Annotated in this window: 16 protein-coding genes; 9 read left to right on the forward strand and 7 right to left on the reverse strand. The window is 39.5% G+C overall.

Annotated features, from left to right (window positions below; translation table 11 throughout):
* The first annotated feature begins 138 nt into the window (after positions 1-138).
* From A6E03_RS15215 to deoD, 6 genes are all read left to right on the forward strand, one after another.
* A complete protein-coding gene (locus A6E03_RS15215) occupies positions 139-1,395 on the forward strand; it encodes a NupC/NupG family nucleoside CNT transporter (RefSeq protein WP_065594301.1) in 1,257 nt (418 codons plus the stop codon).
* A gap of 271 nt (positions 1,396-1,666) precedes the next feature.
* Complete coding sequence (locus tag A6E03_RS15220; RefSeq protein ID WP_065594347.1) at positions 1,667-1,837, forward strand: XapX domain-containing protein; 171 nt, start codon at positions 1,667-1,669, stop codon at positions 1,835-1,837.
* A 276-nt stretch (positions 1,838-2,113) separates the two neighbouring features.
* The gene (gene deoC / locus A6E03_RS15225; RefSeq protein ID WP_065601200.1) at positions 2,114-2,890 is read left to right on the forward strand and encodes a deoxyribose-phosphate aldolase; all 777 of its coding nucleotides are present in this window, start codon (positions 2,114-2,116) and stop codon (positions 2,888-2,890) included.
* Positions 2,891-3,005: 115 nt separating this feature from the next.
* Positions 3,006-4,337, forward strand: coding sequence for a thymidine phosphorylase (deoA, locus tag A6E03_RS15230; RefSeq protein WP_065594303.1), 1,332 nt, complete (start codon positions 3,006-3,008; stop codon positions 4,335-4,337).
* A gap of 10 nt (positions 4,338-4,347) precedes the next feature.
* Complete coding sequence (deoB, locus tag A6E03_RS15235) at positions 4,348-5,568, forward strand: phosphopentomutase (protein WP_065601201.1); 1,221 nt, start codon at positions 4,348-4,350, stop codon at positions 5,566-5,568.
* Positions 5,569-5,639: 71 nt separating this feature from the next.
* Complete coding sequence (gene deoD / locus A6E03_RS15240) at positions 5,640-6,356, forward strand: purine-nucleoside phosphorylase (protein WP_065594305.1); 717 nt, start codon at positions 5,640-5,642, stop codon at positions 6,354-6,356.
* A 64-nt stretch (positions 6,357-6,420) separates the two neighbouring features.
* Here the strand turns inward: deoD and A6E03_RS15245 are convergent, their stop codons facing one another.
* Positions 6,421-7,017, reverse strand: a complete 597-nt coding sequence (locus A6E03_RS15245) for a YtjB family periplasmic protein (RefSeq protein WP_065594306.1) — start codon at positions 7,015-7,017, stop codon at positions 6,421-6,423.
* Positions 7,018-7,150: 133 nt separating this feature from the next.
* Here A6E03_RS15245 and serB point away from each other — a divergent pair, with 133 nt between their 5' ends.
* Positions 7,151-8,119: a phosphoserine phosphatase gene (gene serB, locus A6E03_RS15250; protein ID WP_065601202.1), complete on the forward strand. Its 969-nt coding sequence runs from the start codon at positions 7,151-7,153 to the stop codon at positions 8,117-8,119.
* A gap of 224 nt (positions 8,120-8,343) precedes the next feature.
* On the opposite strand, the gene A6E03_RS15255 is transcribed toward serB, so the two are convergent.
* Positions 8,344-10,689, reverse strand: coding sequence for a PilZ domain-containing protein (locus tag A6E03_RS15255; RefSeq protein WP_065601203.1), 2,346 nt, complete (start codon positions 10,687-10,689; stop codon positions 8,344-8,346).
* 117 nt (positions 10,690-10,806) lie between these two features.
* Between A6E03_RS15255 and radA the strand changes: the two genes are divergently transcribed.
* Complete coding sequence (gene radA, locus A6E03_RS15260) at positions 10,807-12,186, forward strand: DNA repair protein RadA (protein ID WP_065594309.1); 1,380 nt, start codon at positions 10,807-10,809, stop codon at positions 12,184-12,186.
* 193 nt (positions 12,187-12,379) lie between these two features.
* Positions 12,380-14,464, forward strand: coding sequence for an elongation factor G (fusA, locus tag A6E03_RS15265; protein ID WP_065594310.1), 2,085 nt, complete (start codon positions 12,380-12,382; stop codon positions 14,462-14,464).
* A 98-nt stretch (positions 14,465-14,562) separates the two neighbouring features.
* Here fusA and A6E03_RS15270 read toward each other — a convergent pair whose 3' ends face one another.
* From A6E03_RS15270 to mutS, 5 genes are all read right to left on the reverse strand, one after another.
* Positions 14,563-14,802 (reverse strand): VF530 family DNA-binding protein, encoded by a 240-nt coding sequence (locus A6E03_RS15270; RefSeq protein ID WP_065594311.1) that lies wholly within the window; start codon positions 14,800-14,802, stop codon positions 14,563-14,565.
* 110 nt (positions 14,803-14,912) lie between these two features.
* Positions 14,913-16,190, reverse strand: coding sequence for a cytosine deaminase (locus A6E03_RS15275; RefSeq protein WP_065594312.1), 1,278 nt, complete (start codon positions 16,188-16,190; stop codon positions 14,913-14,915).
* Between the two features lie 10 nt (positions 16,191-16,200).
* Positions 16,201-17,442, reverse strand: coding sequence for a cytosine permease (codB, locus tag A6E03_RS15280; RefSeq protein WP_065594313.1), 1,242 nt, complete (start codon positions 17,440-17,442; stop codon positions 16,201-16,203).
* Positions 17,443-17,879: 437 nt separating this feature from the next.
* On the reverse strand, positions 17,880-19,556 hold the full coding sequence (locus A6E03_RS15285; RefSeq protein WP_065594314.1) for an AMP-binding protein: 1,677 nt from the start codon (positions 19,554-19,556) through the stop codon (positions 17,880-17,882).
* A gap of 244 nt (positions 19,557-19,800) precedes the next feature.
* Positions 19,801-22,362 carry a DNA mismatch repair protein MutS gene (gene mutS, locus A6E03_RS15290; protein ID WP_065601205.1) on the reverse strand — a complete coding sequence of 854 codons (2,562 nt, stop codon included), beginning with the start codon at positions 22,360-22,362 and terminating at the stop codon, positions 19,801-19,803.
* Positions 22,363-22,410 lie beyond the last annotated feature (48 nt).

Here is a 22,410-nt window from a genome sequence, read left to right on the forward strand (position 1 = left end):
TCACACTAATGAATGAATGTATGATGTACGTTGACAGAATATGTGACAACGGCATTACTTTATTAGTGGTTCAGTGAGTATAATCGCCCCCGCTAATTTGAAACACGCCAACAATCAATTTTAGGGAAACTTTTAACTATGAGCCTGTTAATGAGCTTGGTTGGGATTGTAGCACTGCTTGCTTTTGCAGTACTTCTATCTGATAACCGCAAAGCAATCAATCTACGTACTGTCGGTGGCGCTTTTGCCATTCAATTTATTCTAGGTGCATTTATACTATACGTACCTGTGGGTCGTGATGTACTTTTAGGTGCATCTGAAGCGGTTGCGAATGTAATCAACTATGGTAACACTGGTATCGAATTCTTATTCGGTGGCTTAGTCTCGAATAAAATGTTTGAAGTATTTGGTGGTGGCGGTTTCGTATTCGCACTGCGCGTACTTCCTGTAATCGTATTCTTTGCATCATTAACTGCGGTACTTTATTACCTTGGTATCATGCAAATTGTGATTAACTTCTTAGGTGGTGCTCTTCAAAAAGCACTTGGTACTTCTCGTGCGGAATCTCTTTCTGCTACAGCGAATATTTTCGTTGGTCAAACAGAAGCACCTCTAGTTGTTCGTCCATTCATTCCAAAAATGACTCAATCAGAATTGTTTGCTGTTATGTGTGGTGGTCTAGCTTCTGTTGCTGGTGGTGTACTTGCGGGTTATGCGTCTATGGGCGTGCCTCTAGAATACCTAATCGCAGCTTCATTCATGGCAGCTCCTGGTGGTCTTTTATTTGCTAAAATTCTTAAACCAGAAACAGAAACTCCAGTTGACCAATTTGACGCACTTGATAACAAAGGCGATGACAAACCAGCTAACGTAATCGATGCTGCTGCTGCAGGTGCTGCAACAGGTATGCAACTTGCGTTAAACGTAGGTGCAATGCTTCTTGCTTTCATCGGTCTAATCGCACTAATCAACGGTATCTTAGGTGGTGTTGGTGGTTGGTTCGGTATGCCAGAAATTACGCTAGAGCTTATTCTTGGTTACGTATTCGCTCCAGTTGCTTTCCTAATCGGTGTGCCGTGGGAAGAAGCGACAATTGCAGGTTCTTTCTTGGGTCAAAAATTAGTAGTTAACGAATTCGTTGCTTACTTAAACTTTGCACCATACCTAGCTGAAGGCGCTGAAGTTGTTCTTTCTGATAAAACGAAAGCAATCATTTCATTCGCACTATGTGGTTTTGCTAACCTTTCTTCTGTAGCAATACTACTTGGTGGTTTAGGTAGCCTTGCTCCTGAACGTCGTCATGACATCGCTAAGATGGGTATGAAAGCCGTTGCTGCTGGTACATTATCTAACTTAATGTCAGCAACAATCGCAGGTCTATTCTTATCTCTATAATCGTTATAGAGTAAATTAGACGCTAAAAAAACCCGCATTTATTGCGGGTTTTTTTATGTCTATAGAAAGATAACGTTTTGATGAATAAATAATTATTTCCATTTTTTATGTAAAAAGAGTGAGATGCAAACCGATTGCGTTACCAGATAGAAACAGTGAGATGAATTAATCTTGATACAATACGAATCATAGCAAAGAGAAAGGCAACTAGGTTTTGAAAATTAAACTACATTTAATGTATACACGATAAGTAACTTGAGAGTGAATTATGTTGAATGAAGTTTTGTTATCAGTCTTAGCTGGTTTGATTGTTGGTGTTGTTTTTTCAGCAATTAAATTACCAATTCCAGCACCTCCAGTATTATCTGGTGTTATGGGGATCGTCGGTGTTTATCTTGGAGCCGTGGGTTATCAATGGATTATTGAACGTTTCTTTTCATAATCCCAGTGTCTTTATATGGAAACATGGTTTCACTAGTGCCTCAGAAGAAGTGTTGGTAAAATAAAGCATGTTTCAACGGTGTCTCATAATGAAATATGAGGCAAACAGAATAGCGGTACTTTTTCATCGTATGAAGTAAGTACTGGCGGCAAAATGGATATTGATTGGGTGTAATTTCACTCAAGTCTTCAGGGAATCAAGTCCGCTCATTTGCTGTTGAACTTAATACATGAACAGCAAAACTATCAAAGAATTTATTCTATTTTGGAGATAACAATGAGCGATTTAAAAGCAGCGGCACTACGTGCATTAAAATTAATGGATTTAACGACTCTTAACGATAACGACACAGATGAAGTTGTGATTGCGTTATGTAAGAACGCGAAAACAGCAGTAGGTAATACAGCAGCAGTTTGTATTTACCCACGTTTCGTTCCTATCGCTAAGAAAACGCTGCGCGAGCAAGGCACACCAGAAGTACGCATTGCAACAGTAACTAACTTCCCACATGGTAACGACGATATTGCTATCGCTGTTGCAGAAACTAAAGCAGCTGTCGCTTACGGCGCTGATGAAGTTGATGTGGTATTCCCATACCGTGCATTGATTGCTGGTGACGAAACCGTAGGTTTTGAACTGGTTAAGCAATGTAAAGAAGCGTGTGGCGACATTCTGCTTAAAGTTATTATTGAAACTGGTGAGTTAAAAGAAGAAGCTCTTATTAAGAAAGCGTCTCAAATCTGTATTGAAGCTGGCGCTGACTTTATTAAAACCTCTACTGGTAAAGTGCCAGTTAACGCAACACCAGAATACGCACGCATGATGCTAGAAGTAATTCGTGATATGGGCGTAGCTAAAACAGTTGGCTTTAAGCCTGCTGGCGGCGTTCGTACTGCTGAAGATGCACAAGCATACCTAGCAATGGCTGATGATATTTTAGGTGGCGATTGGGCTGATAACATGCACTACCGCTTTGGTGCATCAAGCTTACTAACTAATCTTTTAAATACATTAGAAGTAACAGAAGAAACAGCTGACCCATCAGCTTACTAGTTTCTCGTTACTTGATTTATAGCTAAAAAATAAATCGACTTAGGTGAGGCATTACCGTCTCACCTACCTCAACCCTACTTATATAAATTACCCAACCAAGATTGGGGAGGCACTAATGTATCTACCACAAGAGATTATTCGCAGAAAGCGTGACAATAAAGTACTAACAACAGAAGAAATTAACTTCTTTATTCAAGGAGTTGCAAAGAATACCGTATCTGAAGGTCAAATTGCAGCTTTTGCAATGGCGGTTTATTTTAATGAAATGACAATGCCAGAACGTATCGCATTAACGTGTGCAATGCGTGATTCAGGCATGGTGATTGATTGGAGCCACATGAACTTTGACGGACCTATTGTTGATAAACATTCAACAGGTGGCGTTGGTGATGTGACTTCATTAATGCTTGGTCCTATGGTGGCAGCGTGTGGTGGTTATGTTCCAATGATCTCTGGTCGTGGTTTAGGCCATACAGGCGGTACACTGGATAAACTAGAATCTATAGCTGGTTACAACATTATGCCAAGCAATGAGATTTTTGGAAAAGTAACCAAAGAAGCCGGTGTGGCGATTATTGGTCAAACAGGTGATTTAGCACCGGCTGATAAACGTGTGTATGCGACTCGTGATGTAACAGCAACGGTTGATAATATTTCATTGATCACGGCCTCTATCTTATCTAAGAAATTAGCGGCAGGTTTAGATTCGTTAGTGATGGATGTTAAAGTGGGTTCTGGTGCATTCATGCCAACTTACGAAGCGTCTGAAGAGTTAGCAAAATCTATCGTAGCAGTTGCAAATGGTGCAGGTACCAAGACAACCGCATTGCTTACTGATATGAACCAAGTATTGGCATCAACTGCAGGTAACGCATTAGAAGTGCGTGAAGCGATTCGTTTCTTAACAGGTGAATACCGCAACCCTCGCTTATACGAAGTAACAATGGCGTTGTGTTCTGAAATGCTAGTGATTGCTAATTTAGCAAAAGATGAAAAAGAAGCACGAATTAAGCTACAAACTGTATTAGATAATGGTAAAGCAGCAGAATGTTTTGGTAAAATGGTCTTTGGTCTTGGCGGTCCAAGTGACATTATTGAAAATTATGACAACCACTTAGAAAGTGCACAAATTATTAAACCTGTATTTGCAGATAAAGCCGGTTTTGTTAATGCGATGGATACTCGTGATTTGGGTATGGCAGTGGTTGGTATGGGCGGTGGCCGTCGTGTTGCAACCGATACTATTGATTATGCGGTTGGTTTAAGTGATATGATCCGTCTTGGTCAAACTGCAGATACAGAACAACCATTAGCGATGATCCACGCGCGTAATGAAGAACAATGGCAGCAAGCCGCGGATGCTGTAAAAGCAGCAATCGTGATTAGTGATGAACAACCAGAAATGACTCCGGAAGTTTATCGCAAAATTCGCCCTGAAGATGTGTAAGGAAGAAAACATGAAACGTGCAATAATTTTAGTACTAGATTCATTTGGTATCGGTGCCGCAGGCGACGCTGAAAAATTTGGCGATGTCGGTTCAGACACCATGGGTCATATTGCTGAGCAGTGTGATAAAGGGCTAGCTGACAACAGCAACCGAAAAGGACCTTTAACTCTTCCAAACCTTTCTAAACTTGGTTTAGCGATGGCGGGTAAAGAATCAACAGGTCAATTTGCCGCTGGTTTAGACGCGAACGCAGAGATCATTGGTGCTTACGGTCATGCGGCTGAATTGTCTTCAGGTAAAGATACGCCTTCAGGTCACTGGGAAATCGCCGGTGTTCCAGTGTTGTTTGATTGGGGTTACTTTTCTGATAAAACAAACAGCTTCCCTAAAGAGCTGACTGATCGCATTCTTGCGCGTGCAAATATTTCTGGTTACCTAGGTAACTGCCATGCATCAGGAACTCAAGTACTTGATGATTTGGGTGAAGAGCACATGAAAACAGGCATGCCTATTTTTTATACCTCTGCTGATTCAGTATTCCAAATTGCCTGTCATGAAGAGACATTTGGTTTAGATAATTTGCTAACGCTTTGTCAGATTGCTCGTGAAGAACTTGCTGATTACAACATTGGCCGTGTCATTGCGCGTCCATTTGTTGGTGAAGGCAAAGGTAAATTTGAGCGTACAGGTAATCGTCGTGATTTATCACTAGAGCCACCAGCAATAACGGTTCTGCAAAAATTAGTTGAAGAGAAAAACGGTCAAGTTCATTCAATTGGCAAGATCTCTGATATTTATGCTGGCTGTGGTATTACTAAAAAAACCAAAGCAACAGGCATTCCTGCGCTATTTGATGCGACGAAAGACGCTATCGAAACGGCGGGTGATAACACCATCGTATTTACTAACTTTGTCGATTTCGATTCAGCGTATGGCCATCGTCGTGACGTTGCTGGTTATGCTGCTGCGCTTGAATATTTTGATGGTCGTCTTCCAGAGATCATGAACATGCTAAAAGAAGATGACATTCTTATTCTAACGGCAGATCACGGTTGTGATCCAACATGGCCTGGTTCTGATCATACACGTGAACATATCCCTGTTATTGTTTATGGTCACAAGGTTCCTGCGGGTTCATTAGGACGCCGTGATACGTTTGCCGATATTGGTCAAACTTTAGCAGAGTATTTTGAAACCTCTGATATGGAATATGGAAAATCATTTCTGTAAAAAATAATAAGCAGTAGAGTTAGCTCTACTGCTTTTTTTCTATTTAAAAGTTAAAGAAAGGAATACAAATTATGGCTACTCCACATATTAATGCTGAAATGGGTGATTTTGCTGACGTTGTTCTAATGCCAGGAGACCCAATCCGTGCGAAATACATTGCAGAGACTTTTCTTGATGATGTAGTTCAAGTGTGTGACGTTCGTAATATGTTTGGCTACACTGGAACCTATAAAGGTCGTAAGATTTCGGTTATGGGGCATGGTATGGGGATCCCATCGTGCTCTATTTACATGACTGAATTAGTTAAAGATTTTGGCGTAAAAAAAGTGATCCGTGTAGGCAGCTGTGGTGCCGTAAACGATGGGATAAAACTGCGTGATGTTGTTATCGGTATGGGCGCATGTACTGATTCAAAAGTGAACCGCATCCGTTTTAAAGATCATGACTTTGCAGCGATTGCTGATTATGAAATGGTTCGTAACGCAGAGTTAGCAGCTCAAGCACGTGGTATCGATGTAAAAGTAGGTAACCTTTTCTCTGCTGAGTTGTTCTACACACCAGATCCAAGCATGTTTGATCTAATGGATAAATACGGCATTGTAGGCGTAGAGATGGAAGCCGCAGGCATGTACGGTGTGGCTGCTGAATACGGTGCAAAAGCATTAGCAATTTGTACAGTATCGGATCACATTAAGACCGGTGAGCAAACAACATCAGATGAGCGTGCAACGACGTTTGATGAAATGATGCTAATTGCACTAGATTCAGTATTGCTTGGCGACAAATAATACCGCTAAAGAAAACGTGTAGACATAAAAAAGGCGATGAGGGTAACTTCATCGCCTTTCTTTTTTATGATTTCCCACCGAATAAGGTAGTGATAGGTTCACTAGAGTTTTTTCGCTTTCGGAGTAGAGCCATAATTAACATACCAGAAATAAGGCTTATGGCTAGCATACTAAACATTAAGCGATCACTCTTACGGTAATGGTGATTCGCAAATCCAGTTAGTGTTGATTTCTCAAACGTAATTCTTAAAAAACCTAATAAATGACCATTTTTAACAATGGGTTCTATTAACTGCTGTCTTCCGATCCCATCAATTGACAGTGGTGTATTTAATCCTGTAATTTGAGATGCCGTAAGTGCATTATCACTTTTGGCTAAAATCCCACCTTCAGCATCATAAATAGTCGCATCAAAAACTAATGATTCTTTAGCTAAGTTATTCGTAAGTAATAACAGTCCTTCATGATTATCTTGTTTAATATTATCGACAGAGAAAAGGGCGGCTTGGCGAGTCATTGTCCGGCTCAAGTCTTGTAGTTGTTTATTTTGAATGACTTGGTTGCTGTCACTGATCACGGTACTGTTGATTAAAATAAAGTAACTGAAGGCCATAAGAGAAAGCAGCATCAGACCTTTAAAGACAAAATTTTGAGACAGCATTATTAGCACCAGAGAAATTAGAATGTCGGAATTATACCCAAATTAAAGAAAAATAGCAGTTTATGTCGTTTGACTCTTGCTCATCTGCTTAGCAATCGGTATTTTTGATAAAGGATTAGTAAGGATACGAATCATGGATAAGATAGCCCCATTTTTAATTAAGAAAAACATACCTCTGTTAACGCGTTTTTCATCGACGCTAGAAATAAGCCAACTTGATATTAAGCAGATAGGTTGGATAGTATATGGATACCATTTATCCCCAGAACATTTTCAAGATATCGACTTCTTTGTGGGTGATAATTCAAAAATTATAGCTACGTGGAAAGTGGGTCATTACGAAGTCGCAGCCATAGCAGGCACCATAACGCCTGAGCACAAAACAATACTAGATGCTTTAGAACTTGATTATGCGGAAGTAAAAGATATCCCTGATTTATCAAAACCGGGTGTTATCTTATTTGATATGGACTCTACGGCAATAGAAATTGAATGTATTGATGAAATCGCAAAACTTGCAGGTGTGGGAAAACAAGTTTCAGAAGTGACAGAGCGAGCAATGCAAGGTGAACTTGATTTTAAAGAGAGTTTAATCAAGCGGGTAGGAACATTAGCAGGAGCTGATGAATCTATACTGGCTAAAGTAAAGTCAGACCTTCCTTTTATGCCTGAAATTAAAGAGTTAGTTGCAACCATGCATAAGTATGGTTGGAAACCAGCGATCGCTTCAGGTGGTTTTACTTATTTCTCAGATTATCTAAAAGATGAATTGAACCTAATTCATTCTCAATCAAATCAACTTGAAATTATTGATGGAAAGCTTACCGGTAACGTTATTGGTGATATCGTAAGTGCAGAGACCAAAGCTGATATATTGATTGAATTAGCCGATAAATACGATATTGAAATTAGTAATACCGTCGCCGTTGGTGATGGGGCTAATGATCTGGTTATGATGGAGGCCGCAGGGTTAGGTATTGCCTATCATGCGAAGCCTAAGGTTCAGCAACAAGCTCAAGCAGCCATTCGTCATGCTGATTTAGGAGGGGTTGCCTGTATTCTATCTGCGTCTCTTCTACTTAATAAGAAACTGAGTTGGTAAAGTAAGACTTAATATAAAAGAAAAAGGGTTCACTGCTAGTGAACCCTTTTTTATATATCCTTTTAAATTTGTTAATTACATTTCATTCTGAATGGAGTCTGAATAAAATGTACATTCATGTCATAGGCTACGTCATTAAATGGACGCAATTTGGTTGAATATTATTCACCTTGTTTGATCGGACAGATACTAATTAACTTTATTAAAAATGAACCAACGTTTACTTACCCTAGCTCTAAGCGTATAAGCACTTCATCTGTGATATCTGCTATTTCTCCACAACCCACAATGCTTGAAAGTTCATCTTCCAAGGCCCTAGCGTAGTGGATCGCATATTGAGCTAATTGACTTAATTCTATTTCAGATGTCGTCGATAATGGATTTTTAACTGCAGTTGTTGTGACCCTTATCGCTAAAAATTCACCGTGTTCTTTCGCTTTTTTTATGAAGATTAAACGGTCATTATAAGATGAAAACTCTTGTAGCATGCGTGTGAATACTGATTTTATTTCCCCTTCTTTAATTATGACTGCAAGATAAATCTCATGGTGGTGAGATCGTTGGTTTGCAGGTGTTTTTAATGGATCAATCAGTAATTTTTGCACTCTTGATTTAAAAATAGGTTCAAGATTTAAGCTTTGTTCATCGCCTAAGTGCTGCCAAATTTTATTCAATCTATTGAGCGGGAAATTAACACCAATACATCGAGTTTTAATTTTGTGATTATCTCGTTCGATAAAAAATGGGGTTGTAGTCAGCTTAGTTAACAATAATTGATGCATTATTCTAAGCATATCCATTGATGGAAGTTGCTCATAATCCATTGGTAATCGCTCAATATTATGTTGGATTAAACGACCTAAGAACGCCTTACTCTTTTGTGTTTGTAAATTGTCTTCAATATGTAGTTGGATATTAAGGCCATCTGATGCCACTTTTAATACGTGATAACCAATGCGACTTAATGGGGTGTTCTTGTCTAGATTTTGTAAATCATTGAACGTTATTTTTACGTCTGATTTTTTAGTTAATAGTGCCGGTTTATCTAAACGAATAGATAAACCATTAGTTGAAATATCCAGTGTTCTTCCTGTTATTTCCCCTAAGCTAGGGTGAGATAACGTAATTAATGTTTGATAATTGAATCTTGGCTCTGCTCGGCGCGGGGCTGAATCAAAATATAATGCATGTGCCTGACAAAGTGGCGTCACAGGGTGGCGATATGGGTTTAGGGCTTTTGGCTCAAGGCTTGGCTTATCCGTTAATAGGTAATCTTTTTGTGTTTCTGGGAGATTGATTTCCGTTAAAATTCCCATGTGTGTCAACGTGGACAATACTTCTTCCATTTCAGGGGCCACGGTTAACAATCTTTCTTTATCCGCTTTTTCTAATTCAAATAGTGAAAGACGGATCACTTTCCAACTTTTTCTTTTTGCACCAATGTGCCAAAACAACTGACGTTCTTTTTGAGTGGCTTCTGATGACATCATTGAATAGAAAAGCTCTCTATCTTCATGATCGTGCTTAAAACTATAAAAATGCGTGCGACTGACTTTTAGTCCTGGTTTAGTTAAAAACTGCATCCGTTCTTTTTTAAAAAGATGATTAATGACGGGTTGATTTTTCTCATCATGCCAATGCTTCCAAAGAGGTTCATTGTGCTCAGTAATCACAGCGTACTTTAGGTTTTCACCAGAAAAGAATAATGGGATATTTGTGGTATGTTTTAAGAAGCAATGTTCATAGCCTTGAGTGCGAGCTCTTACGATTTGATCTTTTTGATCATGTTGAGTTCTGCGTTTGTTTTTATTTAATTTTTCATCAATGGCTGCGGCGATGACATCATGATTCGCTTCCATCTTTAAACGTAACCAGCGATAGCTATCATTCTCTTTACTGTCGTGAATGCCGAGAATACGATAAGGGAAGTCGCCATTAAGGTCTTTTATGCCAGTATCTTTAGCAAGGCAAGGGAAACTTACCTGGATAATTTGCCCTAAACCATACTCAAACGCGGTGGGTACTTTAATGCGAGCACCAGAAGAGGATAGATCACTACTTGTGCCATGAATATGGTTACCGTTGGGTAATAAAACGGAGACTTGAGTGGACATACGTAAACGATTTTCGCTACGAGTTAAATAGTGGCCAAAGCGAACTAATCTTGCTTTAAATAGGTTGGTGTCATTGTTTTCATCAACAGCAGCAATAAGTTCTTTGTTTTTATGTAGAACACGAAAGTTATTTCTTGTATTGGTTAGTGCGGCCCATACACCTTCAGTGTAGCTACCGTAACGCTCGATGGTTTTATGGTAGGTATTTATGGCAACATCATCTAGCCAATGAGTGTAACCATTTAATTCGTATTGATGGCATATCCCTTTAACTCGACCACGTAAGTCAATGTTCTTTTTGCAAGGCGCCATGATGCGCTTCAATTCAATCTTTACGATTAAATGAACTGAGGGGTGTTCATGTGCCATGACTTGGCTGCAAACCAATTCAAAATCAGGTTCGCCAAAGACTGGGATAAGTTGATCTACGTAGTTTTGATATTCTTCTTGCTGCATGATTTCTGGTACAGTAATAACAATCTAATGGGTTTATCGGCAGAATTGCTAAAATATTTAACATTATGAGTTAAATAGTAATACCCATCACTTTAATAATATTTATGTCGGTGATATATGGCAAAAGCAAAACGAGCCTACGTTTGTAATGATTGTGGAGCAGACTTTCCTCGTTGGCAAGGACAGTGTAGTGCTTGTGGGGCGTGGAATACGATAACAGAGGTAAGATTAGCCGCTTCTCCACAAGTCGCTCGAAATGAACGTTTGATTGGTTATGCTGGTTCTTCTTCTGCATCGGAAGTTCAAGCACTATCGAGTATCGATCTAACTGATGTTCCTCGCTTCAGTAGCAGCTTTAAAGAGTTTGACCGTGTTTTAGGCGGTGGAATTGTACCTGGCGCGGCCATTTTGATTGGTGGTAATCCGGGGGCTGGTAAATCAACATTATTATTGCAAACCATGTGTCGACTAGCGGCTGATATGTCAACGTTATATGTCACGGGTGAAGAGTCATTGCAACAAGTTGCCATGCGTGCATCACGTCTTGGTTTACCAAGAGATAATTTGAAAATGTTATCAGAGACGAGTATCGATAAAATTTGTCAAATTGCGGACAAAGAAAAACCTAAAATAATGGTTATTGATTCGATTCAAGTAATGCATGTTGATGATGTCCAATCATCCCCAGGCAGTGTGTCTCAAGTGAGAGAGTCTGCAACAATCTTAACTCGTTATGCTAAACAGAATAATGTCTCTATTTTCCTTGTTGGGCACGTAACAAAAGATGGAACTCTAGCGGGGCCCAAAGTATTAGAGCACATTGTCGATTGTTCAGTATTACTTGATGGCAGTGCCGACAGTCGATTTAGGACGTTACGTAGTCATAAAAACCGTTTTGGTGCAGTCAATGAACTCGGGGTTTTTGCAATGACAGGGCAGGGACTTAAAGAAGTCAGTAATCCTTCGGCTATTTTTTTATCTCGTGGTGAAGAGGAAACGTCAGGCAGTTCTGTGATGGTTATCTGGGAAGGTACTCGCCCTTTACTTGTTGAGATCCAAGCATTAGTTGATTATTCGCAATTATCAAATCCTCGACGAGTATCGGTAGGTTTAGATCAAAATCGATTATCAATGTTATTGGCTGTGCTGCATAAGCATGGTGGGTTACAAATGGCGGATCAAGATGTATTTGTGAACGTTGTTGGTGGTGTAAAGGTATCTGAAACCAGCGCTGACTTAGCATTAATAATGGCGTTACTATCGAGCTTTAAAGATCGCCCATTGCCAAAAGATGTGGTTGTTTTTGGTGAGGTAGGCCTTGCTGGTGAGATTCGTCCAGTACCTAGTGGTCAAGAGCGCCTTATGGAAGCGTATAAACATGGATTTAAACGTGCCATTGTCCCTGCTGCTAACATGCCTAAAGGAGGCATTGAAGGTATGCAAATTCATGGTGTAAAAAAATTATCAGAGGCAATTGATGCCTTTGATGAGTTATAATAAATAATAATTATGAATTTTCACTATTCTTTGTATTTGAAATTGTGTAAATTCGTCTATAATTTGCCATAGCAGAAAGTAAGCAGGGGCTAATTGGGCTAAATTCTATCCAAAAATAGAACAAAGCATATACCAATTGGCAGTTTATGTTATACTCTGCGCGCATTTTCTATCCTATTAATAGAGTAAAACAATGACTGATTTATCTAAATACAGAAATATTGGTATTTTCGCGCACGTTGATGCGGGTAAAACTACCACAACTGAACGTATCCTAAAACTTACTGGTCAGATCCACAAAACTGGTGAAGTACATGATGGCGAATCTACTACTGACTTCATGGAACAGGAAGCTGAGCGCGGAATTACTATCCAGTCAGCAGCTGTAAGTTGTTTCTGGAAAGATCACCGTTTTAACGTTATCGATACTCCTGGACACGTTGACTTCACAGTTGAAGTTTACCGTTCTCTTAAAGTACTTGACGGTGGTATCGGTGTATTCTGTGGTTCTGGTGGTGTTGAACCTCAATCAGAAACTAACTGGCGTTACGCGAACGAATCAGAAGTTGCACGTATCATCTTCGTTAACAAACTAGACCGTATGGGCGCTGACTTCTTCCGTGTTGTTAAGCAAACTGAAGACGTGCTAGGTGCTAACCCACTAGTTATGGTTTTACCAATCGGTATCGAAGAAGATTTCGTTGGTGTTGTTGACCTTCTAACTCGTCAAGCTTTCGTTTGGGATGACACTGGTCTTCCTGAAAACTACGAAATCACTGATATCCCAGCGGATATGGTTGATCAAGTAGAAGAATACCGTGAGATGCTAGTTGAGACTGCTGTAGAGCAAGACGACGACCTAATGGAAGCATACATGGAAGGCGAAGAGCCAACTATTGAGCAACTAAAAATGTGTATCCGTAAGGGTACTCGCACAATGGATTTCTTCCCAGCTTACTGTGGTTCTGCGTTTAAGAACAAAGGTATGCAACTAATCCTTGATGCTGTTGTTGATTACCTACCTTCTCCAACTGAAGTTGATCCTCAACCTCTAATGGATGAGAACGGCGAAGAAAATGGCGAGCACGCTATTGTTTCTGTTGATGAAACATTCAAAGCGCTAGCATTCAAAATCATGGATGACCGTTTTGGTGCCCTAACTTTCGTTCGTATTTACTCTGGTAAATTGAACAAAGGCGACACAATTCTTAACTCATTCACAGGTAAAACTGAGCGTGTTGGCCGTATGGTTGAGATGCAAGCGAATGACCGTAATGAATTAACTTACGCACAAGCTGGTGACATCATCGCTATCGTAGGTATGAAAAACGTGCAAACTGGTCACACTCTTTGTGATCCTAAGCATGCAGTAACACTTGAGCCAATGGTTTTCCCTGTACCAGTAATCTCAATCGCAGTAACGCCTAAAGATAAAGGCAGCACTGAGAAAATGGGTATTGCTATCGGTAAAATGGTTGCAGAAGATCCATCTTTCCAAGTTGAAACTGACGAAGAAACTGGCGAAACAATCCTTAAAGGTATGGGTGAACTTCACCTAGACATTAAAGTTGATATCCTTCGTCGTACATACGGTGTAGACCTTTCTGTTGGTCAGCCTCAAGTTGCTTACCGTGAAACTATTACTCAACTTGTTGAAGATAGCTACACGCATAAGAAACAATCTGGTGGTTCTGGTCAGTTCGGTAAGATCGACTACATCATGAAACCAGGCGAAGTTGGTTCAGGTTTTGCGTTTAAGTCTTCTGTTGTGGGCGGTAACGTTCCTAAAGAATTCTGGCCTGCAATCGAGAAAGGCTTCAAAGGCATGATGGATACTGGTGTTCTTGCTGGTTTCCCTGTTCTTGATGTTGAAATCGAACTTCTTGACGGTGGCTTCCACGCAGTCGATTCATCTGCAGTAGCATTTGAAATCGCAGCGAAAGGTGCATTCCGTCAATCTATGCCTAAAGCTGGTGCTCAACTTCTAGAACCAATCATGGCTGTAGACGTGTTCACTCCAGATGACCATGTTGGTGATGTAATCGGTGACCTTAACCGTCGTCGTGGCATGATCAAAGACCAAATGGCTGGCGTAACTGGTGTTCGTGTTAAAGCTGACATCCCTCTTTCAGAAATGTTTGGTTACATCGGCTCTCTACGTACAATGACTTCTGGTCGTGGTCAGTTCTCTATGGAGTTCTCACACTACGCACCTTGTCCAATGAACGTTGCTGAGAAAGTAATTGCTGATGTTAAAGAAGCTAACGCTAAGAAGTAATTCTGGCTAACGCTCTTTAATTAAAAAAGCCCCGCAAGTTTACTTGCGGGGCTTTTTGTTTTTAATCGATTGAATATTTAAGTTACGATTTATTCAGATTAATTTAATTTTTCTGCTTTTTCTTTATGACGTTGAAGTTTTAAATAGATATTCTCTACTCTAACTCGTGCCCATTCTGTTTTTCGTAAAAACTTTAAGCTCGACTTAATTGTTGGATCTGATTTAAAACAATTAATGTTAACCATGTGACTTAATTCTTCCCAACCGTAGTGTTCAACTAATTCTGTTAGGACTGCTTGTAGGGTTAAACCATGAAGCGGGTTATTTTGCTGTGTCATAATATCGCCATTTTTCTTGAATTAGGGTAAGTATAGCATTCACCCTTAAAGATATTCATAAAAAATGGGAGCATAAAGGCTCCCATTTGTATTTTAATAGCTAATTTCAACTAGCGTTTAAAGGTAACTTTTTCAGGCTTATCTAAAGTAATCGTTGTTAGTGCAGGCTGTGTTTCCGCAATAACATTACCTTGGCGAATAGAGTAACGCACAGGTACTTGGCGACGCAGTGCGTCAAAACCATTTTCTGCCGGTAAAATAATTAAGTTACCAGGCTTACCTTCTTCAATCCCATAGCGATCTTGAATATTTAGAGTTCTTGCTGATTTGTAGCTAATTAGGTCAAGACCTTGGTTAATTTGTTCATAACCCATGATTTGACATACATGCAGACCCATATGCAGTACTTGTAGCATATTCGCAGTACCTAGTGGGTACCATGGGTCAAACACATCATCATGACCAAAGCATACATTAATATCGCTTGCTAGCATCTCTTTCACACGGGTAATACCGCGACGCTTAGGGTAGTCATCAAAACGACCTTGCAAATGAATGTTTACTAATGGATTAGCAACAAAGTTGATGCCTGACATTTTTAATAGACGGAATAAACGAGAAGCATATGCCCCATTATAAGAGTGCATTGCCGTCGTATGGCTCGCTGTTACCTTTTCACCCATATTAAATTTATGAGCTAATGCAGCTAAGGTTTCTATAAAGCGAGATTGTTCATCATCAATTTCATCACAATGGACGTCAATTAAGCGGTCATATTTTTGTGCTAGTTCAAAAACGTAATGTAATGACTCAACCCCATATTCACGAGTAAATTCAAAGTGAGGAATTGCACCAATAACATCAGCACCAAGCTGAACTGCTTCTTCTAATAACTCTTTACCATTTGGGTAAGAAAGAATGCCTTCTTGAGGAAAGGCGACGATTTGGATATCAACCCACTCTTTCATCTCTTCTTTTACTTCAAGCATTGCTTTTAGTGCGATTAATGTTGGGTCAGACACATCTACATGGGTACGAACGTGTTGAATACCATTCGCGATTTGCCATTTTAGTGTTTGTTTTGCTCGGCTTTTAACGTCTTCAATAGTTAGAAGTTTTTTACGTTCAGACCAACGCTCAATGCCTTCAAAAAGAGTGCCAGAGATATTCCAGCTTGGCTCACCAGCAGTTTGAGTTGTATCTAAATGAACGTGAGGTTCACAGAATGGAGCGTTTGCTAACCCACCTTCGGCATCTAAAATGTCACCAGAAAAAGAAAGTTCCTCTTCATTTGAAGCGATTTTTTTGAATTGACCATCTTGGATCAAGATTTGAAAAAAACCTTCTTGATCTCGTAATGCCACATTTTTAATTAATAAATTAGTCATAAGAATTCTTCTATGCAGCTTCTGTTTTAGATGCTTTTTCTTTGTTTAAAAGAGGGTTAAGTAGTAGATAACTTAGTGCGCCACCAAAAACGGCGTTTACAGGAACAACACCAGGTAGGAAATTACCAGCGGCAACACCAATAGCAACAGCGATTATACCTGCCCAGTTAATCGTTTGAAATTTTGCGTTTTCAAAATCCATGTAACGCTTACGATTCATAAAGAAGTCAGCGATGATAACCCCTCCAATTGGTGGGATAGCTATTGATAGGAAAGTTAACCAGCCAACAAAGTTATTATATAACCATAATGCGCAAACAGTACCAATTAAACCATTAAGCATTGAAATATACTTACTTGGTAAGCCTGTGATATTTGAGAAGCCAAGGCCTGATGCATAAAGGGCATTATCGTTAGTCGTCCAGATATTTAAACCTAAAACGATGATTGCTGGGATCAGTAGGCCTTGAGCTATCATCACTTCCGAAATATCAGATTGACCAGTAGCGGCTGCACCAGCAGCACCAAAGATGAACATTAATGAGTTACCGATAAAGAAGGCAATCATGGTGATAGCAACTGCTCCCATCGGTTTTTTACCAAATCGAACAAAATCAGCGGTTAGTGTTCCTGCACTAATGAATGAACCAACAACCATAGCGAGAGCAACGGAAAAATCCATTGGTTCTGTCGGTTGAATGTTTTGAAGCTCAGTAATACCACCGACGCTATCAACGGCTGTTAATACGGAGTAACCACCAAGAATTGCAATGGCAGGTACCGCTATCATAGAAAGAGCCATTAACGCTGAGATACCAAAATAAACTGTAACCGTCATTAATAGACCTGAGATTACGATTAATGCGTTGGTATCAATGCCTGTCGCTTTGTGGACGGGGATAGCGAACATTGCAACACCGACGCCAAACCAACCGATTTGCGTACCACCAAGAAGTAAAGAGGGGATCCAAGAGCCTTTAGAGCCAAAAGAGAAGCGAGCAAGGAGGTGAGTTGAGAGACCAGTAGAAGCGCCGATATAGCCAAGAAATGAAGTGTAAATGCCGAGAATTAGATTACCAATGAGGACTGCGAGGAAGAAATCATCAAAAGAAAGACCGGTTCCAAGTGATCCTCCTGTCCACATACTGGCAGAGAAAAAGGTGAGCCCAAGCATAACTAAGGTAAGTGAAATAACGCCTTTTCTTGCGGATTTAGGGACAGGACCTAAACTGAAATCATTATCATGAGACATGTGAAACTCCGTTTTTCTGAATGTTTTTTGGTCAGTATTTTGATAAACGGACGGGAGTTTAATTGGATTAACAATAATGTCAATAACTGTAAGTTGAATGTGTTTTGAATAAGTCGTTTCTTTTATTGTAAGTATTTGATTTTTGTTGGTTTTATTTCTTATTGTTTATTATTTTTATTTCATAACAAACGGTTGCTTTGTTTATTGTGTCTTATAAATTGCCTTTTAATGCTCAATTTCACATTAGATTGGTTTATTTGTTTAAATTAAGGTTTTTTTGGTCTTTTTTTTTATTTGTTATTATCTAAGTGATTGGATCGTATGTTTATTTAATTATTTTTAAGATAAAAAGGCAGTAAGGTGCTAGTTATAGCCTCTTGCTGCCTTTTTTATGATTAGATCTGTTTTATTTAATGTTATTTGTGATTTTTTATCACTTATTCCCAGATTACTTTTTTATCTTTTGGCCATTTAGAGGCAAATTCATGGTATTTTTTCTCTAAAATATGACGCTTTATTTTTAATGTGGGCGTTAAAATACCATTCTCAATGCTCCAAGCGTCTTTGATCATTAATATACCTTTTAGCTTTTCATGAGACTCTAAACCGCTATTGATGGTTTCTAGATTTTTAAGTGCAGTTCGTTCATAGCGAGCTTGATCAAAATTAGTGTACGAATGAGGAACGGCGAGCAAGATAGGACCAGGAAGACCTGATCCAATAAGGCACATCATTTCTAAATTACTTAAGTCAAAAATGCGTTTCTCAATGGGTACAGGAGCAACAAATTTCCCTTTTGCTGTTTTAAATGTGTCTTTTTTACGGCCTTGAATAGTTAGGAAACCTTCGGCGTCTATAGAGCCAATATCCCCTGTATATAACCATCCTTCGTTATTAAAACTTTCAGCAGTGGCTTCGTCATTTTTATAGTAACCAGCAAAAAGACCATCACCTCGGACTAATATTTCTTCATCTTCAGCTATTTTTAATTCAACACCGGGTCCAGCAGAACCTACTGTCCCCACTTTATCTGAACGATAAGGGTGGTTTAGTGTGCTATAAGCAAAGGTTTCTGTCATCCCCCACGCTTCGGTAATATTTAAACCGATACTTTCATACCATTTTAATAGTCCTGCGGACACAGGTGCAGAGCCACAACCTAGAACACGAGCTTTATCTAAGCCTAAACCATCCGCCAACTTACGTTGAATTAAGCCGCTAACAAATGGGATTTTGAGTAATATATTGAGTTTTTTCTGAGGTAATTTATCTTGAATTCGTTGTTGGAAGACTGTCCATAATCGAGGGACGGATATAAATAAAGTAGGGCGGTGCATTTTTACATCATCTATAAAGGTATCTAAGGATTCAGGAAAGGCCGTTTGAATACCTCCGAAAAATGCAGAACCTAAGATGTATACACGCTCTGTAATATGAGCGAGAGGTAAGTAGGAAAATAAACGATCATCAGGTTGCATCCCAATATGATTAACTAAATGCTTGGACGAACGACTAAAGCCACCAAAGGTTAACATTGCTCCTTTTGGTAATCCTGATGTACCAGAGGTATATACAATAGACATTAATGTATTGTCGTTATGGTCAGGTCGAAATTCAGAAGGTGGATTATTTTGGATTAATTGTTCAAATTGATACTGACACGAGGCTGCGGAATCATAATCAAAAGCAATAGTAGAAAGTTGAGGCAGATTTTTTATCGCTTCTGCTGTCGCTTCATTATTGTCGAGTTTCCCTACAATGAGTGCCTTACTTCCACTGTGAGTTAGACAATGTTCTATCGTATCAAGACCTGCCGTTGGAAAAATAGGAACACTGACAAAATCACCAAGCATTAACGCTAAATCAGTAATAAACCATTCTGCACAATTTTTAGAGATTAGCGCGACTTTGTCTTTTGGTTGTATACCTAACTGCTGTAATGATGTAACTAAGCGTAACGCTTTATCTACGACTTCTGAGAAAGTGTAGTCAACAAAGTGTCGCTCTTTTATTTGACGAAGAAAAATAGCATTTGGTTTTTTCTCAGCCCATTCAAGCAGTGCTTCATGAGGGAGTTGAGGGTTCGTATTATGATCGAATAATGATTGGCTCATAGCGGCATCCTGCAATTTATTGTTCTTATTTATTGTTAAGATTATGTTAATTAAAAAGCCTTTTGAGTAAATAGTCAAATTCAGTTAAAAATAATGAGAGGTGATTTATTGTGATAGAACTAATTTATGAATACTTAGATTGTTCTATAAATAAGATAGGAAAGAATAAAGAAAAGAAAAGAATGAGTGTAAAAAAAGGCAATAACATGACGTTATTGCCTTAATTAAAGTAATAGTTAATAAACTATAAAAGTGCCTTTAGGCGATACAGTTCTTCTAGTGCTTGGCGTGGTGATAAATCATCAGGGTTAACTTTCGCTAACGCTTCTTCTACTTCACTAGGTTCAGGAATAAGAGATAATTGATGTTCTTGTTTCACTTGAGTATTCGTCAGAGGTTGATTTTTAGGTTGACTGCTTTCAAGTTGTTGAAGTTTTTGTTTTGCTTTTTTTATTACCGTTTTTGGAACGCCCGCAAGGGAGGCGACAGCAAGACCGTAAGATTTATTGGCTGCACCATCTTGAACTGCGTGCATAAAGGCAATTTCATCACCATGTTCTACCGCGTCTAAATGTACATTGGCTAAACCGTTAAATAGGTTTGGTAACTCAGTTAATTCAAAGTAGTGGGTAGCAAATAGTGTCATTGCGTTAATTTTTGTCGCTAGCCATTCAGCACTAGCCCAAGCGAGGGATAGACCATCATAAGTACTTGTACCACGACCAATTTCATCCATAAGGACTAAGCTGTATTTAGTGGCATTGTGTAAGATATTTGCCGTCTCAGTCATTTCAACCATGAAAGTCGAACGACCTGATGCTAAATCGTCAGATGCCCCAATACGAGTAAATATCCGATCTAATAGGCCAATTTTTGCTGAATCAGCGGGAACATAACAACCAACATGCGCCATTAAAGCGATCAATGCGGTTTGGCGCATGTAGGTTGATTTACCACCCATGTTTGGCCCGGTAATGATCAACATTTTTCGGTTATCATTTAAATTGATTGGGTTGGCAATAAACGGGTTACTCATCACTTGTTCAACAACAGGATGGCGACCACCTTCAATGCTCATTCCTATCTCTGATGATAAAGTAGGGCGGCAATAATTTAAGGTATCAGCACGCTCAGCAAGATTACTTAGAACATCGAGTTCAGAAATAGCGTTCGCCATTAACTGAAGCTGCTCTAAATGTGGGAGAAGTTGATCAAACAATTCTTCCCACAGTCTCTTTTCTATCGCTAGAGCTTTTGATTTTGAGCTTAGCACTTTATCTTCATGCTCTTTAAGCTCAGGAATAATGTAACGCTCTGCATTTTTCAATGTTTGACGACGAACATAGTGAGCTGGCGCTTTGTGACTTTGACCTTTACTGATCTGAATATAAAAACCATGAACGTTGTTATAGCCGACTTTTAGGGTATCAATATCATGGCGTTCACGTTCTTCTTTTTCTAATTTGTCTAAGAATTGCGCAGCTCCATTAGCGAGATCTCGCCATTGGTCTAATTCTTCATTATAACCATCAGCTAAGACGCCACCGTCACGAATAACAACAGGCGGGTTTTCTTTCACTGCACGTTCTAATAGTTCACAAATGGAGTCAATAGGCTGTGCAAGTGAAGCAAGCTCTAATAGATGGTCCTGTTTAAATTCTTTTGTGCTTTGTGCTAATTCAGGTAATTGCTGTAATGCGTTACGTAAGCGAGCTAAGTCTCTTGGGCGAGCCGAGCGTAATGCTAATCGAGCAAGGATCCGCTCTACATCACCAATCTGTTTTAATTGTGGGTCAAGCTCTGTGAATAGACCACTTTCTTTTAATTCTCCAATCGCATCAAGACGCTGGTTTAAAACTTGATGAGTTCGAATTGGTTGATGTAACCAACGTTTTAAAAGACGACTACCCATTGCGGTTGATGTGTGATCGAGTACTTCTGATAACGTATGATTAAAGCCACCCGCTAAGTTTTGTGTGATCTCTAAATTTCGACGCGTTGCGGCATCTAAGATCACCGAGTCATCTTGATGATCCATCACAATAGAGCGAATGTGAGGTAAGGTTGTACGTTGTGTGTCTTTTACATATTGAATAAGACAACCAGCCGCGCATAAACCAAATTCTGCTTTTTCTACGCCAAAACCAATTAGGTCACGTGTACCAAATTGTTGGTTCAATTGTTGTTTAGCGGTTTCTAATTCAAATTCCCATACAGGGCGACGACGATTGCCACTGCGTTTCTCTAATAGATGAACGGGTTCAAAATCTTCACTAAACAAAAGCTCTGTAGGAGAGGTGCGTTGCAATTCAGCTAACATTGCTTCTTCAGTGCTTGGTTCTGAGACTTTGAATCGACCAGAAGTAATGTCTAATGTAGCGTAACCAAATTTACCTTTATGATGAAAAATAGCCGCAATTAGGTTATCAAAGCGTTCAGGAAGAAGGGCTTCATCCGTTACTGTTCCTGGAGTGACAATACGAACAACTTTACGCTCTACAGGACCTTTACTTGTTGCGGGATCGCCAATTTGCTCACAGATAGCAACTGATTCGCCTTGTTGAACTAATTTGGCTAAGTAACCCTCAACGGCATGGTAAGGGAGACCGGCCATTGGGATTGGTTCACCGGCAGAAGAACCTCGTTTAGTTAAGGATATCTCAAGCAGTTGGGACGCTCGTTTGGCATCATCATAGAAAAGCTCATAAAAGTCGCCCATACGATAAAACAGTAAGATATCCGGGTTTTCAGATTTTAAACGCAAGTACTGTTGCATCATTGGGGTGTGTTTTTCAGTTGATTTTATTGCCACAACGAGACCTAATAGATGGAGAGAATATTTGCCGTTAAGAAT

Source organism: Aliivibrio sp. 1S128 (assembly GCF_001691065.1).
GTDB lineage: Bacteria > Pseudomonadota > Gammaproteobacteria > Enterobacterales > Vibrionaceae > Aliivibrio.